Below are 15,184 nucleotides of genomic sequence, written 5' to 3' on the forward strand. Positions count from 1 at the left end.
TGCCGTGCCGTGCCGTGCCGTGCCGTGCCGTGCCGTGCCGTGCCGTGCCGTGCCGTGCCCGCAACAGCTGCTCATGCCCCTTGCCCGGAGTCCGCGAATGCCGACGCGGCTTCCAGCCGGCATCAATACTCCCGAGAACCCAGCCGTGCGCTGCTAGCCCCTCAGCCCTGCGCGCCCTCTGCTCACGCGCATCCCACGCACCTGCGCCGTTGCGACCACCAGCCTTTCCCCAGCCACACCCCTCGTGCCAAAGCTCCCCGCCCAACCCCCCACGCCACTACGGCACCTCGCACCTCGGCCACCCCTCCGCCGAATATCCGCCTCACTCGAACGACGGAGCCCCGCCCATCCACCCACGCCCTCCACCACCCCCGCGCCACGATGATGTCCGGCAGCCCGATGAGAAATGTGACCCAGATCACTCATTTTAGAGAACCGTAAGCGCGGAGGTGGCGTCTTGCCGGGTGTGAAGCACAAGCCACCCAGGGAGCCGGACGAGGAACGCCTCCTCCGGCGCACCGCCCGCGGTGATCGTGCGGCGTTCGAAGAGCTCTACCGCCGCACCTCGCCGTGGCTCGCGATACGCCTGCGGCACCGCTGCTCCGATGACCAGATCATCGCGGAGGTGATGCAGGAGACCTACCTCGCCGTGTGGCGCGCCGCGGGTTCTTTCGCGGGCGTCGTCGCCGGCGGTTCCGCCGTGGGCTGGGTGTGGACGATCGCGGTACGCCGGCTCATCGACGCGTTCCGGCGGCGGGCGCATCACGCGCATCCGCCGCCCGGGGTGCACGAGTCGCTGTCCGCGCCCGCCGCCGAGGAGGAGGCGCTGGCGAGCACGGTCGGCGATTCGGTGGGCGACGCCTTGCGCAGTCTCGCGCCCGAACTGCGCGAGGTCTTGCAAGCCATGGCGCTCGACGGATTGTCGGTACGGGAAACCGCGATCCTGCTCGGCTTGCCCGAGGGCACGGTCAAAACCCGGGCCCGCCGCGCCCGGATCGCGATGCGGGAGGCGTTGTCGTGAAACCAGGACTGTCTGAAGGAGGTCAAGCCATGAACCACGTATCCGACCGGATGCTCGCCGGCTACGTCGCCGGCCAGGACCTGCCGGGCGACGAGGCATGGGCGATCGAAGGGCACCTGGAGAACTGCGCGCAGTGCCGGGCGCGGCTCGCCGGCGCGTCCACCGCCGAGGTGACCGGTCTGCTCGACACCGTGTGGGCCGGGCTGGAACCGGACCTCGCCCAGGCACCGCAGCCGATGCCGCGCCGGGCCGCGGCGTGGCTGCATTGCTGGGCGACTCCGGTGATGATGCCGTGGCTGTTGATGGTCCTCGTGGTCGGCGCGCTGTCGGTCTACCTCGACCGGTCATTGCACGACGGGCTGTCGTTCGTGCAGCTGCTTTCCCCGGTGCTGCCGGTCTTCGGGGTGGCGGCGGCGTGGACCCGCGGGCTCGATCCGTCGTACGAACTCACCGCGGCCACCCCGCGCGCCGGGCTGGAGCTGATCCTGCGCCGGACCACCGCGGTCGTGGTGCCGATGCTGGCGGTGCTGCTCGCCGCCGGCTGGCTGGTCGGCGCGCGGATGGGATTCGGGCTGCTGCCGAGTCTCGCGTTCACCACGGGGACTCTCGCGCTCGGCACGTTCATCGGCGTCGCCTGGGCGGCGTCGATCCTGGTCGGTCTGTGGCTCGGCGCGCTGGTGGTGCCGAGCGTCGCGTTCGGGAGCTCGGTCCTGCTGCAGGACGTCGCCTGGCCGGGCTGGCTGGCGGCCGCTGTCGTCGCGACCGTGTTCGTAGTGCTTCGCCGGAACACCTTCACGCAGCTTGCTGCGCATCACTGACGGAAACGAGAGGGGACACCGATGCGGGCTGTGGAAGCCGCCGAGGTCGCTCCGGCGACCTACGCCTGGGAAATCCAGGCACAGGGACTAAAAGTGCGGGTCGGCCGCAAAAAGATGGCGGTCGACGGCCTCGACCTCGCGCTCGGCACGGGCGTGCACGGGCTGCTCGGGCCGAACGGTGCGGGCAAGACCACCTTGATCCGCACCCTGGCCACGGTGCTGCGGCCGACGGAAGGCAAGCTGGCGCTGCTCGGAGAGCCCGTCGGGGGGCACTTCGACCAGCGCGGCCTGCGCCGCCGGATCGGCTATCTGCCGCAAACCTTCGGGTACTACAAGCGGTTCACCGTCCGCGAGTTCGTCGAATACATGGCGTGGCTCAAGGAAATGCCCAAGCACGAGGTGCCGGGCGCGGTCCAGCGCGCGATCGAACGGGTCGGTCTCGCCGAACGCGCCGGGGACAAAATGAAGACCCTGTCCGGCGGCATGATCCGCCGGGTCGGCATCGCGCAGGCGATCGTGAACGACCCGGTGGTCCTGCTGCTCGACGAACCGACCGCCGGGCTCGATCCGGCGCAGCGGCTGCGTTTCCGGGAGCTGCTGCAGGAAATCGGCAGGGACGCGTCCGTCGTCGTGTCCACCCACCTGGTCGAAGACGTCGCCGCGGCGTGCTCGGACGTCCTCCTGTTCGCCGACGGGAAGCTGGTTTTCCAAGGCACGCCAGCCGATCTGGCCTCGGCGGGCAGCGAGGCAGACGTCGGCGACAGCCCGATCGAGCGCGGCTATTCGGCGCTGCTCGGCCACGCACAGGGAAAGGGGTCCTGGTGATGAGCGTGTTCCGGATCGAACTCCGGCGCACCGTCGCGCCCTGGGTTCCCGTCGCGATGCTCGTGATCAGCCTGGGACTGCTGCTGTTCTCGCGCGGGCCGTGGAGCCACGGCTCCGCGGCCTGGAACGAGACCTGGCTGACCGCGGTGCGGTGGCCTCGCTATCTGCTGGTGCTGATGTGGCCGATCATCGTCGGAGCCGCGGCGATCCAGGGCATGCGAGATGCCCGCGCGGGTGTCGTCGAACTGTTCGGCTCCACGCCCCGGCCCGCCGGGCAGCGAGCCGCCAAGCTCGGCCTGGCCCTCGGTCTCGCCGCGGCCGGGGGCTATCTGGTGCTCGTCGCCGCCGGGGTCGGGCAGGTCGTGGCGACGGGCGGATTGTTCACCACGGCGTGGGTGATGCAACTGGCGCTCGGGGTGCTGTCCGTGCTCGCCGGTGTCGCGCTCGGGCTCGGCGTCGGGCGGCTTCTGCCGTATCCGATCACCGCGCCGGCGCTGGCCGTGCTCGTGCTGGCAGTCGGCCTCTTCACGCAGGTGTCGGGAGTGAACGGGATGGCACCGAACGCGGTGGCGTTGCTGGGGATCGGGCAAGTGGAGCCGCATGGCCCGTTCGATCTGCCGAAGCCCGCGGTGGAGATCGGGCAGCTGGCCTGGCTGCTCGGGATCACCGCGGCCGGGATCGTGCTGCTGCTGGCCCGTTCGGCGCGGATCCGGGTGCTCGCGCTGCTCCCAGTGGGGGCCGGGCTGGCGGTGGCTTTGCCGCTCTTCCCCGCGTCGTCGGCCGAAAACTACGTCGCGGACGAGACGGCAGCCGCTCTCGTCTGCGACGGTCCGGTGTGCGTGACGCGCTTGCACGAGGCCTGGTTGTCCACTGTGGCCGGTCCAGGCAAGGAAGTCTTGCAGCGCCTGGAGAAACTGCCGCAACACCCGACTCGGGTAGTGGAATCGACAGAGCCGTACCGGGACAACAAGGTGGGCCCGCGAGATCCGTCCGAGGTGCTGATGCAGAAGGACAACTACGTGTTCTACGGCAAAAGCGGCCCCAGCCTCACCATGACGCTGCTTCGCGGTGCCGGGACAACGCAATGTCACGCGGCGTCCTACGGAGGTGAGCGAAACGACCGGGAGGACGCCGCGCGCTGGGTAATGGCGCAGTGGCTGGCCGGCTCGTACTCTCCGCCGTCTTCGCGCGCAGAGTTTCAGGCCTGGACGGACCCAGCGTGGGCAGCCCTCAAAGCAGTACCAGAGCCGGAGCAGACCGCCCGCGTGGCCGCCGCTCGGCAACTGGAACTGACCTGCACCGGTGACCCATTGAAGGTCCTCATGGAAGGTGCCCGCTGATGCGGTGGACAGCGCTGTACGCGCGTTCGCGCCACCTCGCAGTGTCGCTGGCGGCGGTGTTGCTCTGTGCCGTCGTTCTCCCGCCGCTGCTGGGCGACAACTGGGCGACGCTCTTCGCGACCTTCACCCTCGGTGCCGCGGTCGCGGTGGCAGGCGTGGGTCTCAGCGGACAGGACATCGACCTGGACCGCACGGCCTCTTTCCGCTGGCCGCCCCGACGGCTCGGGCACCTGCTGCTGATCGGTGCGGTAGCCGGTGGAGTAATGATTGCGGCACAAGGCTTTGTCGACCATCCCATGGAATCCGGCTGGATCCTCCGCAACGCAGCCGGGCTCATCGGCCTGACCGGGCTGGCGGCCACGCTGTTCGGCGGCCAGTTCGGCTGGACGCTGCCCTTGGGCTGGGCGATGACGGCGATGTTCGTCCCGAGCGCCGTCGGCCAGGCCTACGACTTCGTGGCTTGGCCGATGGCGACGGCAGCCTCCGCCGCAGCGTGGTGGACGGCCGGGCTGCTGTTCGCGGCGGGAACGGCGGCGTACACGGTGGCGGGTGCGCGCAGATGAACCAGCGGAACGTCGAGCCGGGCGCAGTCCCGTCCCTCCCCCGGGCAGGGGCGGGACTGCGGACCGGCGCGGCGTCAGACGTTCCGGTTGTTCGGCTTCACCTCCAGCGGCTCGCGGTCGGGATCTTCGATGCCGAGGCTGATGATCCGTTGCGGGTGAATGCGGATGACGGCTCCGTCGAGGTGACCGTCCGGTTCGAAGGCGTCCGGCACCGCTTCCGCCCGGCCGCGGATCTCCAGGCAGCGGATGCGCATGGGGCTTGTCGAGGGCTGGTCGTCGATCACGATGGCGACCTGGCCGTTGTCCTCGACGTTGCGGTATTTCCGGCTTTTCGTGAGGTGGTACCCGGACACGTCGATCGTCTGCGTCTCCGGGTTCCAGGTGAACGCGACCGGGCTGACCTGCAGAGTTCCGTTCGGCTGCTGAGTGGCGACCCGGGCCAGCGGCTGGGTGGCCAGGTAGGTGAGTTCCGCTTCGGTGAACATGCACCTACCGTGCAAGTTCAAGCTTGCTTGAAGTCAAGCGCACGCGGGGAATCACGTGCTCGGCGAACCGCCGCATCTCCGCTTCGAAGGGCTGAAATTGCAGCATAAACGTCTCGATTCCCAGGTCAGCCCACTCGCGGATCCGCTGGGCGACGGTGTCGTAGCTGCCGACCAGGCCGGCCGCGGTGCCGCCGTTCGTGCCGATGTGCGGGTACTTCGCGAACGTCTGGAACATCACCGCCTTCGGATCGGCGTCCGCGACCAGCGCCTCCCACCGCGCCTTGCCCGCCTCGGCCAGTTCCCACAGCGCCGCCAGCTCCGCTTCCGCCTCGGTGTCGGTTTCGCGAGCCACCACGAAGGCGGACAGTCCAAATCGGACTGGCGCACCGGCGCGCGGTCGGGCGGCGACGTCCGCGATCAGTTCGGCGACGTTCTCCTTCGGCTGCCCGTTGATGAACCACACGTCGGCCTTGTCCGCGACCAGCGCCCGCGCCGGGTCGGATTCGCCGCCGACGTACACGGTCGGCGCCGAACCAGCGGGTCGCAGCTGATACCCGTCAACCTGGAAATGCTTGCCCTCGAACGAAACCCGTTCGCCGGCCAGCAGCCCGCGCACGACGCTGATCCATTCGCGGCCGTACTCGTACCGTTCGTCGTGCTCGGCGAACGGAATGCCCGCCCGCGCCAGCTCCGGCCTGTACCAGGCGTTGACGAGGTTCAACCCGAACCGGCCGCCGCTGATCTCCTGGATCTGCAGTGCCTGTTTCGCCAGCACCACCGGGTGCACGAGATACGGCTTGATCGCCGCGATGATCTCGATCCGCTCGGTGAGCGCGGCGAGCGCCGCCGCGGACGTCCACGTCTCCAGCTGGTCCAGTTCGTCGCCGAACGGGTTCACGACGTGCTGCGCGATGAGCGTCGAATCGAAGCCGAGCCGGTCGGCCTCGACGATCAGCCGCCGGTTGCGCTCCCAGCTGGCGTCCACCGGATCGTCCGGATGATCGAACGGGCCCCACGACCCGTAGACGACCGCCCACACCCCGAACCGCGGCTGTGCCACAGCGACCACGACCGAACTCCTCACCTCGCGCGGATGAACGCGGTCACCGTCGCCTGCCCGGAAGGCACCGGCAACCGGTCCCACGCAGTGGCGGGGCGGGGAGGTTTGTACTGGTCAGGCGAAGAGCCCGTCACCCCAGTTGCTGGTCGGGGTGAGGCCAGGCGGGATCGCGAAGTGTGCGGAACCGGTGTGCTGCAGGTACTCCATCATCGCGTCCTTCGACGACAGCACCTGCTGCATCGGGACGTACTGCGTGCGGGTGTCCCGGTTGAACGCGAGGAAGAACAGCCCCGCCTCGAGGTGCCCGACTCCGTCGGAGCCGTCGACGAAGTTGTAGCCGCGGCGCAGGATCTGCACGCCCTTGCGGGTCTGGCGCGAGGCCAGCCGGATGTGCGCGTCCTCGGCGATCAACGGGGTCCCGCCCGCGCCGCCGACCTGCAGATCGACCTGGTCGAACTCGCCGGTCTGCCCGAGCGGGGCACCGCTTCCCTTGGTGCGCCCGACAATCTGCTCCTGCCCGGCGAGCGTTTCGCGGTCCCAGGTTTCGATGTGCATCCGGATCCGGCGGGCGACGAGGTACGTGCCGCCCGCCATCCACGCCTGTCCGTCGCCGGCCTGCGCCCACACCTGGTCGCGGAGCACGTCGGTGTCCTCGGCCTTGATGTTGTTGGTGCCGTCCTTGAAACCGAACAGGTTGCGCGGCGTCTGCTGCGAGCGCGAGGTGGACGAACTGCGGCCGAACCCGAGCTGCGACCAGCGCACCTCGGTGACGCCGAAGCCCAGCCGCACCAGGTTGCGCACCGCGTGCACCGCCACCTGCGGATCGTTCGCGCAGGCCTGGATGCACAGGTCGCCGCCGCTGCGGGCCGGGTCGAGCTTGTCCTTCGGGAACGCGGGCAGGTCGATCAGCTGCGGCGGGCGCTTCGCGGCGAGGCCGAACCGGTCGTCGAAGAGCGAGGGGCCGAAGCCGATCGTCAGCGTGAGGTCGGACGCGGGCAGGTCGAGCGCCTCGCCGGTGTCGTCCGGCGGGGCCTGCGCGGACCCGGCGAGCGCGCCGTTCGGGCCGACGTCCTGGCCCGCGGTCATCCGCCGTGCCGCGGCCGTCCAGGTGCGCAGCAGTTCGCGGAGCTTCTTGACGTCCTTGGTGGTCACGTCGAGCGCGGCGAAGTGCAGGTTCTGCTGCGTCGGCGTGTCGATCCCGGCCTGGTGCTCGCCGTGGAAGTCCACAGTGGACGTCGCGGCGGCGGCCGGGGTGTCGCCGCCGAGCCGGTCGAAGCCCACGCCGGCCGCCGCGCCCGCGCCCGCCAGCGCGACCCCGGCGCCGGCGAGCCCGAACAGCTTCCGGCGGGAAACCTGCGTTCCCTCCTCGGTCACTTCGACACGACCTCCGCGACCTTGCTGAGCGGCTCGCTCAGCGCGTCGACCGCCGAGGCGAACGCCTTGATCTGGTCCTGGGAGAGTTCGTTGTAGTACTTGAAACCGTCCCCGGCACGGGTCTTGTCCAGCAGCCCCTGCACGTTCGCGAACTCCTTGTCCAGAGTGGACACCAGAGCCGCGTCGCGCTCCTGGATGATCGGCCGCAGCGCGGCGATCGCGCCCTTGGAACCGTCGAGGTTGGCCTGGAAGTCCCACAGGTCGGTGTGCGAGAAGGTCTCTTCCTCGCCGGTGATCTTGCCGGTGGCGACCTCGTCCATCAGGCCCTTCGCGCCGTTGGCCAGGTCCAGCACGCTCAGCTGCAGCGTCTTCGCCTTGGCGACCAGAGCCTTCACGTCGGTGAGCAGCTTGTCCGCGATCTGCGGGCTGTCCGGCTTCAGCCCGGTGCTCCACAGGTCCTTCTCCAGCCGGTGGAAGCCGGTGAACTGCTGGCCGGGTTCGAGGTCGGCCTCGCGCGCGTCGACGGCCGGGTCGAGGTCGCCGAACTTCTCGGCGACCGGCTCGATCCGCTCGTAGAACACGCGGGTGCGGGCGTACTCGGCCTTCGCCTCGTCGACCTTGCCCGCCTTGACCGCGGCAACGAACTTGGCCGTTTCGGTCTCCAGCGCCGAGCTGTTGTTCTCGACGTAGGTCGCGTAGCTCTTGGTGGCAGCGGCTTTCTGTGTGCTGGCGCTGTTCTGGCTCTGCGCGCCGCCGGTGACGGTGAAGTCGCCGCGGATGCCGTTGCCGACCATGCCCGGCTTGCACGCCGTCTGGTACTTGCCCGCGTCCGGGACCTCGACGATGAGTCGCCGGTTCAGCCCCGGCGCGATGTTCTCGACCTCGCCCATGATCCGGTCGCCCTCGGCGTAAAGGTAGAACTCGGTGACCTTGCTGCCCTTGTTGGCGATCTCGAAGGTCAGGTTGCCCGCGGCGGCGGTCGTCGCCGATACCGAGCAGGCGGTGTCGGACGCCTCGACCTTGATCGGCCCGCCCGCGGCCGCGCCGGAGGGACCGGACGCGGAGTTCGTGCTGTCGCAGGCGGTCAGCGCCACGAGGGCGCCGAGGCCGGTGAGCACAGCCGTCGAGGTTTTGCGGAACTGGGGCACGATCACTCCTTGGCGGCGGCCGGGGCGGCCGGAGCCGCCTCGGTCTTGTTCTTGCGGGCGGGCTTGAGGAACAGCGGCAGCACGATCGCCACGTAGGCGACCCACGCGATCGCTTGCAGCACAGTGGTTTGCTGCGAATAGTTGAAGATCCCCTTGAGCAGCGCGCCGTACCAGGAGGTTTCCGGCAGCGTGCTCGACGCGTCGAAGGCGAGCGTGGTCAGCCCGGGGATGAACCCGGCTTCCTGCAGGTCGTGCAGGCCGTAGCCGAGGACGCCGGCGGCGACGAACACCAGCAGCACGCCGGTGATGGTGAAGAACTTCGCCAGGTTGAACCGCACCGCGCCGCGGTAGAGCAGGTAGGCGAGCACGACCGCGGCGGCGATCCCGATCACGAACCCGATCAGCGGCTGCAGGGTGTCGGACTGCGCGGTCTGCACGGCCGAGTAGAAGAACACGGCGGTTTCGAGCCCCTCGCGACCCACCGCGAGGAACGACAGCAGCAGCACCGCCGCCGGACCGACCTTGAGCGCGTCCTCCATCTTGCCGCGCAACTCGGCCGCGATGTGCCGGGAAGCCTTGCGCATCCAGAAGATCATCGCGGTGACGAAGACGACCGCGACGATGGAAAGACTTCCGCCGAGCAGTTCCTGATGCTCGAAACTCAGCTGCGCGGTGCTGTAGGTGAGGATCGCGCCGACACCGACCGACAGCAGTACCGCCGCGCCGACGCCCGGCCACACGAACCGCAGCGCGTGCCGTCGTTCGGTCTTCACCAGGAAGGCGACCAGGATGCTGACCACAAGCGCGGCTTCGAGGCCTTCGCGCAGCCCGATGAGCGCGCTGGAAAACACCACTGTTCAGCCCTCCTTCGACTACCTGACCTGATGTTTTTAGGTAAGGCTTGCCTGTAAGTCCAGAGGGAAGTTCGCTGAGTGGGTCCGGCAAAATGCGCAAAACGGCGTTCTGATGGGAGTTAGGTTAGGGTAACCGCAGGTCAGAGCGTCGCCGACGGGTCACGTAACGAATTGTGTGACCTGGGCGGCTCAAGCGGGGAGTTAACCATCCGCTTGCCATTCGCCCAGTCCAGCGTCCCCCGGGCGGGTTCATCAGTAACCTGTCCGAGTGGCCGATACCACTCAGCCGACTATTACGCCGTCTCCGGCGGTTCCGCCGCGCCGCTACCCGAGCCGGATCGCGTTCGCGCTGGGTCTGGTGCTGACCGGGGTCGTGCTGGTGGTGACCATCGGGATCCGCAACCCGAACCCGCCCGCCCCTCCCGCCGCGGCCGCTCCGCCGCCGGTGGCGACCAAGGCGGAACCGCGCCCGCAACCCGGCTCCGAAGCCCCGCGAGTCGGCTTGGCGGCGCCGCCGGACCGCCCGCTCGTGTCCGACCAAGCGGAACTGGACGCGTGGGCGACCCGGGTCGCCGGAAAGACGCGACTGGACGCGCGGGTGCTCGCCGCGTACGGGCGCGCGGAAATGTGGATGCAGCGGCAGAAACCGTCGTGCCACCTGTCGTGGGCGACGCTCGCGGCGATCGGAAATCTGGCCTTCGGAGCGGAGAAACCCGGCCCGGACGGCACGTTGACGGTGAAGCCCGGTCCCGCGGAAGGCCCGGACACCGACACCGGAAAACTCGACGGCGACCGCACCGCCGACCACCGCGTCGGCCCGCTGCGGATCATGCCTGCCGCCTGGCACAAACACGCCCAGCGCGCGAACGGCGACGGCAAAGCCGCGGACCCCCGCAACCTCGACGACGCGGCGTTCACCGCCGCCCGCTACCTCTGCTCCGGCGACGACGACCTGGGCGCCCCGGCGGGCTGGTGGAAAGCGATGCTGCTCTACAACCCGGCGGTCAACTACGTGCAGGACGTCTTCACCGCGGCGGACTCGTACGCGGCCGAGAGCGTGGCGCCCTGAGCTGGCTGGGTGGGTCGGCGGAGGCTTGTTCGCTTCGGCCGGTTCCTTGTGCGGCGGCGCGTGTGGAGGATTGAGCTGGCTGGGTGGGTCGGCGGAGGCTTGTTCGCTTCGGCCGGTTCCTTGTGCGGCGGCGCGTGTGGAGGATTGAGCTGGCTGGGTGGGTCGGCGGAGGCTTGTTCACTTCGGCCGGTTCCCTGTGCGGCAGCGAGTGTGGAGCGTTGAGCTGCCTGGGTCGGTGGCGGTTCGGCCAGCCTGCCTCGATTCGGCACGGGCCGTCTGGCTGGCCGTCGCTGATCGGCGGCCGAAGCAGCTCGCCCGTGGCCTGTCTGCGCGCGGCACTCCGTGCTGGCACGCTCAGCGGTCGAGCGCGCCCCTGCCTCCGGGCCCGTCGCGTGCTTCCGCAGAACAATCCGGTCCCGGCGAACGGCCGAAACCGTGGCCTGCTCGGCAAAATCGGCAGTTAGTGCGTCGACAGAGCGGCGCTCACTCGCACCGGCTTCTGCGGCAGAGCCTCGGCGCGCACGGGCTGCTTGCGCGGCTGGACCGGGTGGCGTTCGTTGAATTCCACGAGCGCCGGCGCCAGCGCCATCAGCACCAGCACGAGCAGCCCGGCGGTCGCTCCGATCACGGTCAGCGCGGTCATGTCGGCCTCCTCTAATCGCTCTCTGTGATGACACCAAGGATCGCGCTTCGCCCGGTCTGCCCGGATCGGCCGACTGGCCGAGCCGGGTCGCCGGATGGCCAGGCTTCCCCGTTGCCCTGTTCACTTCAGAAGACGCGCCGGGGCCGTGCTGGATCCGGTGGTTGCACGCGAGTGCCTCCGCGGGTGCACGTTCGGGACACGCGGGCTCAGCGGTCGCTCAGCGTGATCCTCGCCCTGACCTCGCTGATCGCCTCGAGATACTCCGGCACCGGGTTCATCGCCGACGCCATCCGCAGTTGTGCGAGCGCCTCGGCCAAACGGCCGAGGCGCTGGAGGGTGCGGCCGAGCACGAACCGGGCGTAGTGATCGGTGGGGTCCAGTTCCAGGACGCGGGTGAAGGCGCGTTCGGCGCGGCGCAGCTGGGCGGAGTGGAAGTACGCGCGCCCGGCGAGCAGTTGCACGCTCGGCTTGTCCGGCTCGTCGGCGAGCAGGGGTTCCAGCTCTTTGAGCGCGTCGAGCGGACGTCGCCGCGCGACCAGATGCTCGGCGTTGCGGAACCTGCGGAAGCGCGATTCGCCGTCGGGTTCGGGGGCTGCTGCGGCGTCCGTCATGGTCGCTTCACGATACCGGCGCGGAGGGCGTTGCACGACCGTCAGACGAGTCGTGATGGACTGTTCCGCCATGAGCAGCGATCAGGAACCCGATTACGTGGGACTGGCGCCGTACCTCTACTACAGCGATGCGACCGCCGCGCTCGCGTGGCTGACCAGGGTGTTCGGCTTCACCGAGGAAGTCCGCTTCGAGGACGGGTCCGGCGAGGTTTTCCAGGCGACGCTGCGCGCCGGCGACGCGCGTCTGCAGCTGGCCGGGGTCGGTCCCGAATACTGGGAGGCCAAGGGCGTCGAGGGGCCGGTCGGGCAGTTGAACGTCGTGTACGTGACCGACGTCGACGCGCAGCACGAGCGCGTGTCCGCGGCGCTCGGCGAGGACGCCGCGCCGGAACCGCCCCAGGACCAGCCTTACGGTGCGCGGATCTTCACCGTGGCCGATCCGGGCGGCAACAGCTGGACGTTCTGGCAGCAGGTGACCGACCAGGTCGAGCTGCCGTCGGGGTGGCGCGAGGTCCGGCCGGAGGACCAGGAGGCCGAGGAGACCGGCGAAGTGCCCGGCTGAGCTGGAGAACACGCAGCGGAACGGCCCCGCACCGGCCTGGCCTCCAACGGGTGAACCCGCTGGGCGGTTACTCTGGGCGGCGTCACCGCAGGCACGACCCACCAAGGAGCAGAGCGTGGCTCTCATCGAGCAGGTAGGCGCGCGCGAGATTCTCGATTCGCGCGGGAACCCGACCGTCGAGGTGGAGGTGGCGCTCGACGACGGCACGCTGGCCCGAGCGGCGGTGCCGTCCGGGGCGTCGACCGGCGAGCACGAAGCGGTCGAGCTGCGCGACGGGGACACCGGCCGCTACAACGGCAAGGGCGTGGAGCGCGCGGTCGCCGCGGTGCTCGACGAGATCGGCCCGGACCTGGTCGGCGTCGACGCGGTCGACCAGCGGATCGTCGACCAGAAGCTGGTGGACCTCGACGGCACGCCCGCGAAGTCGCGGCTGGGCGCGAACGCGATCCTCGGCGTTTCGCTCGCCGTCGCGAAGGCCGCCTCGGAATCGTCCGAACTGGAGCTGTTCCGCTACCTCGGCGGGCCGAACGCGCACGTGCTGCCGGTGCCGATGCTGAACATCCTCAACGGCGGTGCGCACGCCGACACCGACGTCGACATCCAGGAATTCATGATCGCGCCGATCGGTGCGGAGTCGTTCCGCGAGGCGCTGCGCTGGGGCACCGAGGTGTACCACGCGCTGAAGGGCGTGCTGAAGAGCCGCGGCCTGGCCACCGGCCTCGGCGACGAGGGCGGTTTCGCGCCGAGCCTCTCCAACAACCGCGAGGCGCTCGACCTGATCCTCGCCGCGATCGAGAAGGCCGGCTACGCGCCGGGCCGCGACGTCGCGCTCGCGCTGGACGTCGCCGCGACCGAGTTCTACTCCGACGGCGCCTACACCTTCGAGGGTTCGAAGCGCAGCGCGGAGCAGATGTCCGCGTACTACGGCGAACTGCTGCGCGACTACCCGCTGGTGTCCATCGAGGACCCGCTGAGCGAGGACGACTGGGACGGCTGGGTCCAGCTGACCTCCGAGATCGGCGACAAGGTCCAGCTCGTCGGCGACGACCTGTTCGTCACCAACCCGGACCGGCTCGAGGAGGGCATCACCCGCCGCGCGGCGAACGCGCTGCTCGTGAAGGTCAACCAGATCGGCACGCTGTCGGAGACGCTGGACGCGGTGTCGCTGGCCACGTCGTACGGCTACAAGTCGATGATGAGCCACCGGTCCGGCGAGACCGAGGACACCTTCATCGCCGACCTCGCGGTCGCGACCGGCGTCGGCCAGATCAAGACCGGCGCCCCGGCCCGCGGCGAGCGGATCGCGAAGTACAACCAGCTCCTGCGCATCGAGGAAACCCTCGCGGACGCCGCGCGCTACGCCGGCGACCTCGCCTTCCCGCGGTTCAGCGCGGAGGCCTGAGGGGCACATGGCCGACCGGGGGAGGGCGCGCAGCCGCCGCGGCGGCCGGGCAGCGGGAAGCGGGTCCAGCAGGGCCCGCCGTCCCGCGTCGGCCCGGCGCCGCACCGGCGCGGGCACGACGGAGACGACCAGGGCCCGGCTACGCCGCGGCCTGGCGGCGAAACGCGCCTCCGGTGCGGCCAAAGTGCTCGGCATGTCGACCACCCGGCGCGCTGCCGTGGTGGCGATCGTGGTGTGCGCACTGGCGTTCACCGTCGCGGTCCCGTTGCGCACCTACCTCTCCCAGCGCTCCGAGGTCCGCGACCAGGAAGCGCAACTCGCCCAGCTCCAGCACGAGGTCGCCCAGCTGCGCGACCGCAAAGCCCAGCTGAGCGACCCGGCCCAGATCGAGGCGGAAGCCCGCCGCCGGCTCCGGTACGTGAAACCGGGCGAGACCCCGTGGATGGTCCAGCTGCCCGAGGACCAGCCCGGTTCGCCGACGGCTGCCCAGCCTGGGCAGCAGCCCGCTCCGCAGGCGCCTTGGTACGAGAACCTGTGGGCGCAGGTTTCCGGGGGCTGAGGTTTCTGGCCGGGTGCGGTTCTTGCACGCGGTGCTTGCGGCTCTGATCTTCGATCGGCGTTTCTGATTCTCCTTTCTCTCCGATGGCTTGATTTTGTGGCGAAGCTTCGACTGCCTTCCACGCTAACCACATCGGGAGGGCAGCGGAGGGCGATGCGGCGAGTTGTCCACACGGTGTGCCGGTTGTGGACAACTCGGCCGTTTCGGCGGAGGTCGCGAGGGGGTGGCCGGACGGCGGCATTAGCCTGGAGAGCGTGAACAGCAGCACGGAGACACCCCGATTCGAGCCCGTCACCGATGCCGACCGGGAGGTCATCGCGCAGCAGCTTGGACGCCCGCCGCGGGCTTTGCGGGCGGTGGCCGCGCGGTGTCCCAGCGGGCATCCTTCGGTGGTCCAGACCAGTCCGCGGTTGGAGAACGGGACGCCGTTCCCGACGTTGTATTACTTGACTTGCCCTCGGTTGACGTCGATGGTGGGCACGCTGGAAGCGTCCGGCGTGATGAAGGAGATGACCGAACGGCTCACCACCGATCCGGAACTCGCGGCGGCCTACCAGCGCACGCACGAGACGTACCTCGCTGAGCGGGATGCCATTGAGTCGCTCGGCACGCAGGTGACCGCGGGCGGGATGCCCGGGCGGGTGAAATGCCTGCACGTCCACCTCGCGCACACGCTCGCGGCCGGACCCGGGGTGAACCCGTTCGGCGACGAGACCCTCGCCTGGGTCCGCGAACAGGGCTGGCCGACGGGCGACTGCGCCGGGTAACGCTCCGGTCTCGGGCGCGGATAGGCACAGCAGAGGCCGGTGCCCGCCTGGGTGGGAATGCTTCGCGGCGCGCACCGGAGCTT

At 69.8% G+C, this 15,184-nt stretch carries 17 protein-coding genes; 10 read left to right on the forward strand and 7 right to left on the reverse strand.

Annotated features, from left to right (window positions below):
• The first annotated feature begins 466 nt into the window (after positions 1-466).
• Genes WA670_RS07335 through WA670_RS07355 form a run of 5 tightly spaced genes read left to right on the forward strand, consistent with a single transcriptional unit; the run spans position 467 to position 4,567 of the window.
• A complete protein-coding gene (locus tag WA670_RS07335; RefSeq protein WP_037820232.1) occupies positions 467-1,021 on the forward strand; it encodes an RNA polymerase sigma factor in 555 nt (184 codons plus the stop codon).
• A gap of 29 nt (positions 1,022-1,050) precedes the next feature.
• A complete protein-coding gene (locus WA670_RS07340) occupies positions 1,051-1,839 on the forward strand; it encodes a zf-HC2 domain-containing protein (protein WP_336157190.1) in 789 nt (262 codons plus the stop codon).
• Between the two features lie 21 nt (positions 1,840-1,860).
• Complete coding sequence (locus WA670_RS07345; protein WP_336157191.1) at positions 1,861-2,664, forward strand: ABC transporter ATP-binding protein; 804 nt, start codon at positions 1,861-1,863, stop codon at positions 2,662-2,664.
• Entirely contained in the window at positions 2,664-4,004 is a 1,341-nt protein-coding gene (locus WA670_RS07350; protein WP_336157192.1) for a hypothetical protein, read from the forward strand. The genes WA670_RS07345 and WA670_RS07350 overlap by 1 nt, the downstream gene beginning before the upstream one ends.
• A complete protein-coding gene (locus WA670_RS07355) occupies positions 4,004-4,567 on the forward strand; it encodes a hypothetical protein (protein WP_037820237.1) in 564 nt (187 codons plus the stop codon). Before WA670_RS07350 ends, WA670_RS07355 begins: the two co-directional genes overlap by 1 nt.
• A 74-nt stretch (positions 4,568-4,641) precedes the next feature.
• On the opposite strand, the gene WA670_RS07360 is transcribed toward WA670_RS07355, so the two are convergent.
• From WA670_RS07360 to efeU, 5 genes are all read right to left on the reverse strand, one after another.
• The gene (locus tag WA670_RS07360) at positions 4,642-5,052 is read right to left on the reverse strand and encodes a PPOX class F420-dependent oxidoreductase (RefSeq protein WP_037820238.1); all 411 of its coding nucleotides are present in this window, start codon (positions 5,050-5,052) and stop codon (positions 4,642-4,644) included.
• A 4-nt stretch (positions 5,053-5,056) separates the two neighbouring features.
• On the reverse strand, positions 5,057-6,121 hold the full coding sequence (locus tag WA670_RS07365) for an LLM class flavin-dependent oxidoreductase (protein ID WP_336157193.1): 1,065 nt from the start codon (positions 6,119-6,121) through the stop codon (positions 5,057-5,059).
• A gap of 105 nt (positions 6,122-6,226) precedes the next feature.
• Positions 6,227-7,486 carry an iron uptake transporter deferrochelatase/peroxidase subunit gene (gene efeB, locus WA670_RS07370; RefSeq protein ID WP_336157194.1) on the reverse strand — a complete coding sequence of 420 codons (1,260 nt, stop codon included), beginning with the start codon at positions 7,484-7,486 and terminating at the stop codon, positions 6,227-6,229.
• Positions 7,483-8,634 (reverse strand): iron uptake system protein EfeO, encoded by a 1,152-nt coding sequence (gene efeO / locus WA670_RS07375; RefSeq protein ID WP_336157195.1) that lies wholly within the window; start codon positions 8,632-8,634, stop codon positions 7,483-7,485. Before efeO ends, efeB begins: the two co-directional genes overlap by 4 nt.
• A 2-nt stretch (positions 8,635-8,636) precedes the next feature.
• Positions 8,637-9,488, reverse strand: coding sequence for an iron uptake transporter permease EfeU (gene efeU / locus WA670_RS07380; RefSeq protein WP_037820241.1), 852 nt, complete (start codon positions 9,486-9,488; stop codon positions 8,637-8,639).
• A 268-nt stretch (positions 9,489-9,756) separates the two neighbouring features.
• Between efeU and WA670_RS07385 the strand changes: the two genes are divergently transcribed.
• Positions 9,757-10,557: a murein transglycosylase gene (locus WA670_RS07385; protein ID WP_134732347.1), complete on the forward strand. Its 801-nt coding sequence runs from the start codon at positions 9,757-9,759 to the stop codon at positions 10,555-10,557.
• Positions 10,558-11,017: 460 nt separating this feature from the next.
• Here WA670_RS07385 and WA670_RS07390 read toward each other — a convergent pair whose 3' ends face one another.
• A complete protein-coding gene (locus tag WA670_RS07390; protein ID WP_037820244.1) occupies positions 11,018-11,200 on the reverse strand; it encodes a hypothetical protein in 183 nt (60 codons plus the stop codon).
• Positions 11,201-11,406: 206 nt separating this feature from the next.
• Entirely contained in the window at positions 11,407-11,811 is a 405-nt protein-coding gene (locus WA670_RS07395) for a tetratricopeptide repeat protein (RefSeq protein ID WP_037820246.1), read from the reverse strand.
• 70 nt (positions 11,812-11,881) lie between these two features.
• Here WA670_RS07395 and WA670_RS07400 point away from each other — a divergent pair, with 70 nt between their 5' ends.
• The 4 genes from WA670_RS07400 to WA670_RS07415 all read left to right on the forward strand — a co-directional run bounded on the left by WA670_RS07400 (position 11,882) and on the right by WA670_RS07415 (position 15,101).
• Positions 11,882-12,373: a VOC family protein gene (locus tag WA670_RS07400; RefSeq protein ID WP_037820310.1), complete on the forward strand. Its 492-nt coding sequence runs from the start codon at positions 11,882-11,884 to the stop codon at positions 12,371-12,373.
• Between the two features lie 115 nt (positions 12,374-12,488).
• Entirely contained in the window at positions 12,489-13,775 is a 1,287-nt protein-coding gene (eno, locus tag WA670_RS07405; protein WP_037820247.1) for a phosphopyruvate hydratase, read from the forward strand.
• Positions 13,776-13,968: 193 nt separating this feature from the next.
• Positions 13,969-14,334 (forward strand): septum formation initiator family protein, encoded by a 366-nt coding sequence (locus WA670_RS07410; RefSeq protein WP_078870811.1) that lies wholly within the window; start codon positions 13,969-13,971, stop codon positions 14,332-14,334.
• 245 nt (positions 14,335-14,579) lie between these two features.
• Positions 14,580-15,101: a DUF501 domain-containing protein gene (locus WA670_RS07415; protein WP_183124805.1), complete on the forward strand. Its 522-nt coding sequence runs from the start codon at positions 14,580-14,582 to the stop codon at positions 15,099-15,101.
• Positions 15,102-15,184: the final 83 nt, after the last annotated feature.

The organism is Amycolatopsis sp. VC5-11 (assembly GCF_037034185.1).
In the GTDB taxonomy this organism is placed as follows: Bacteria; Actinomycetota; Actinomycetes; order Mycobacteriales; family Pseudonocardiaceae; genus Amycolatopsis; species Amycolatopsis nivea.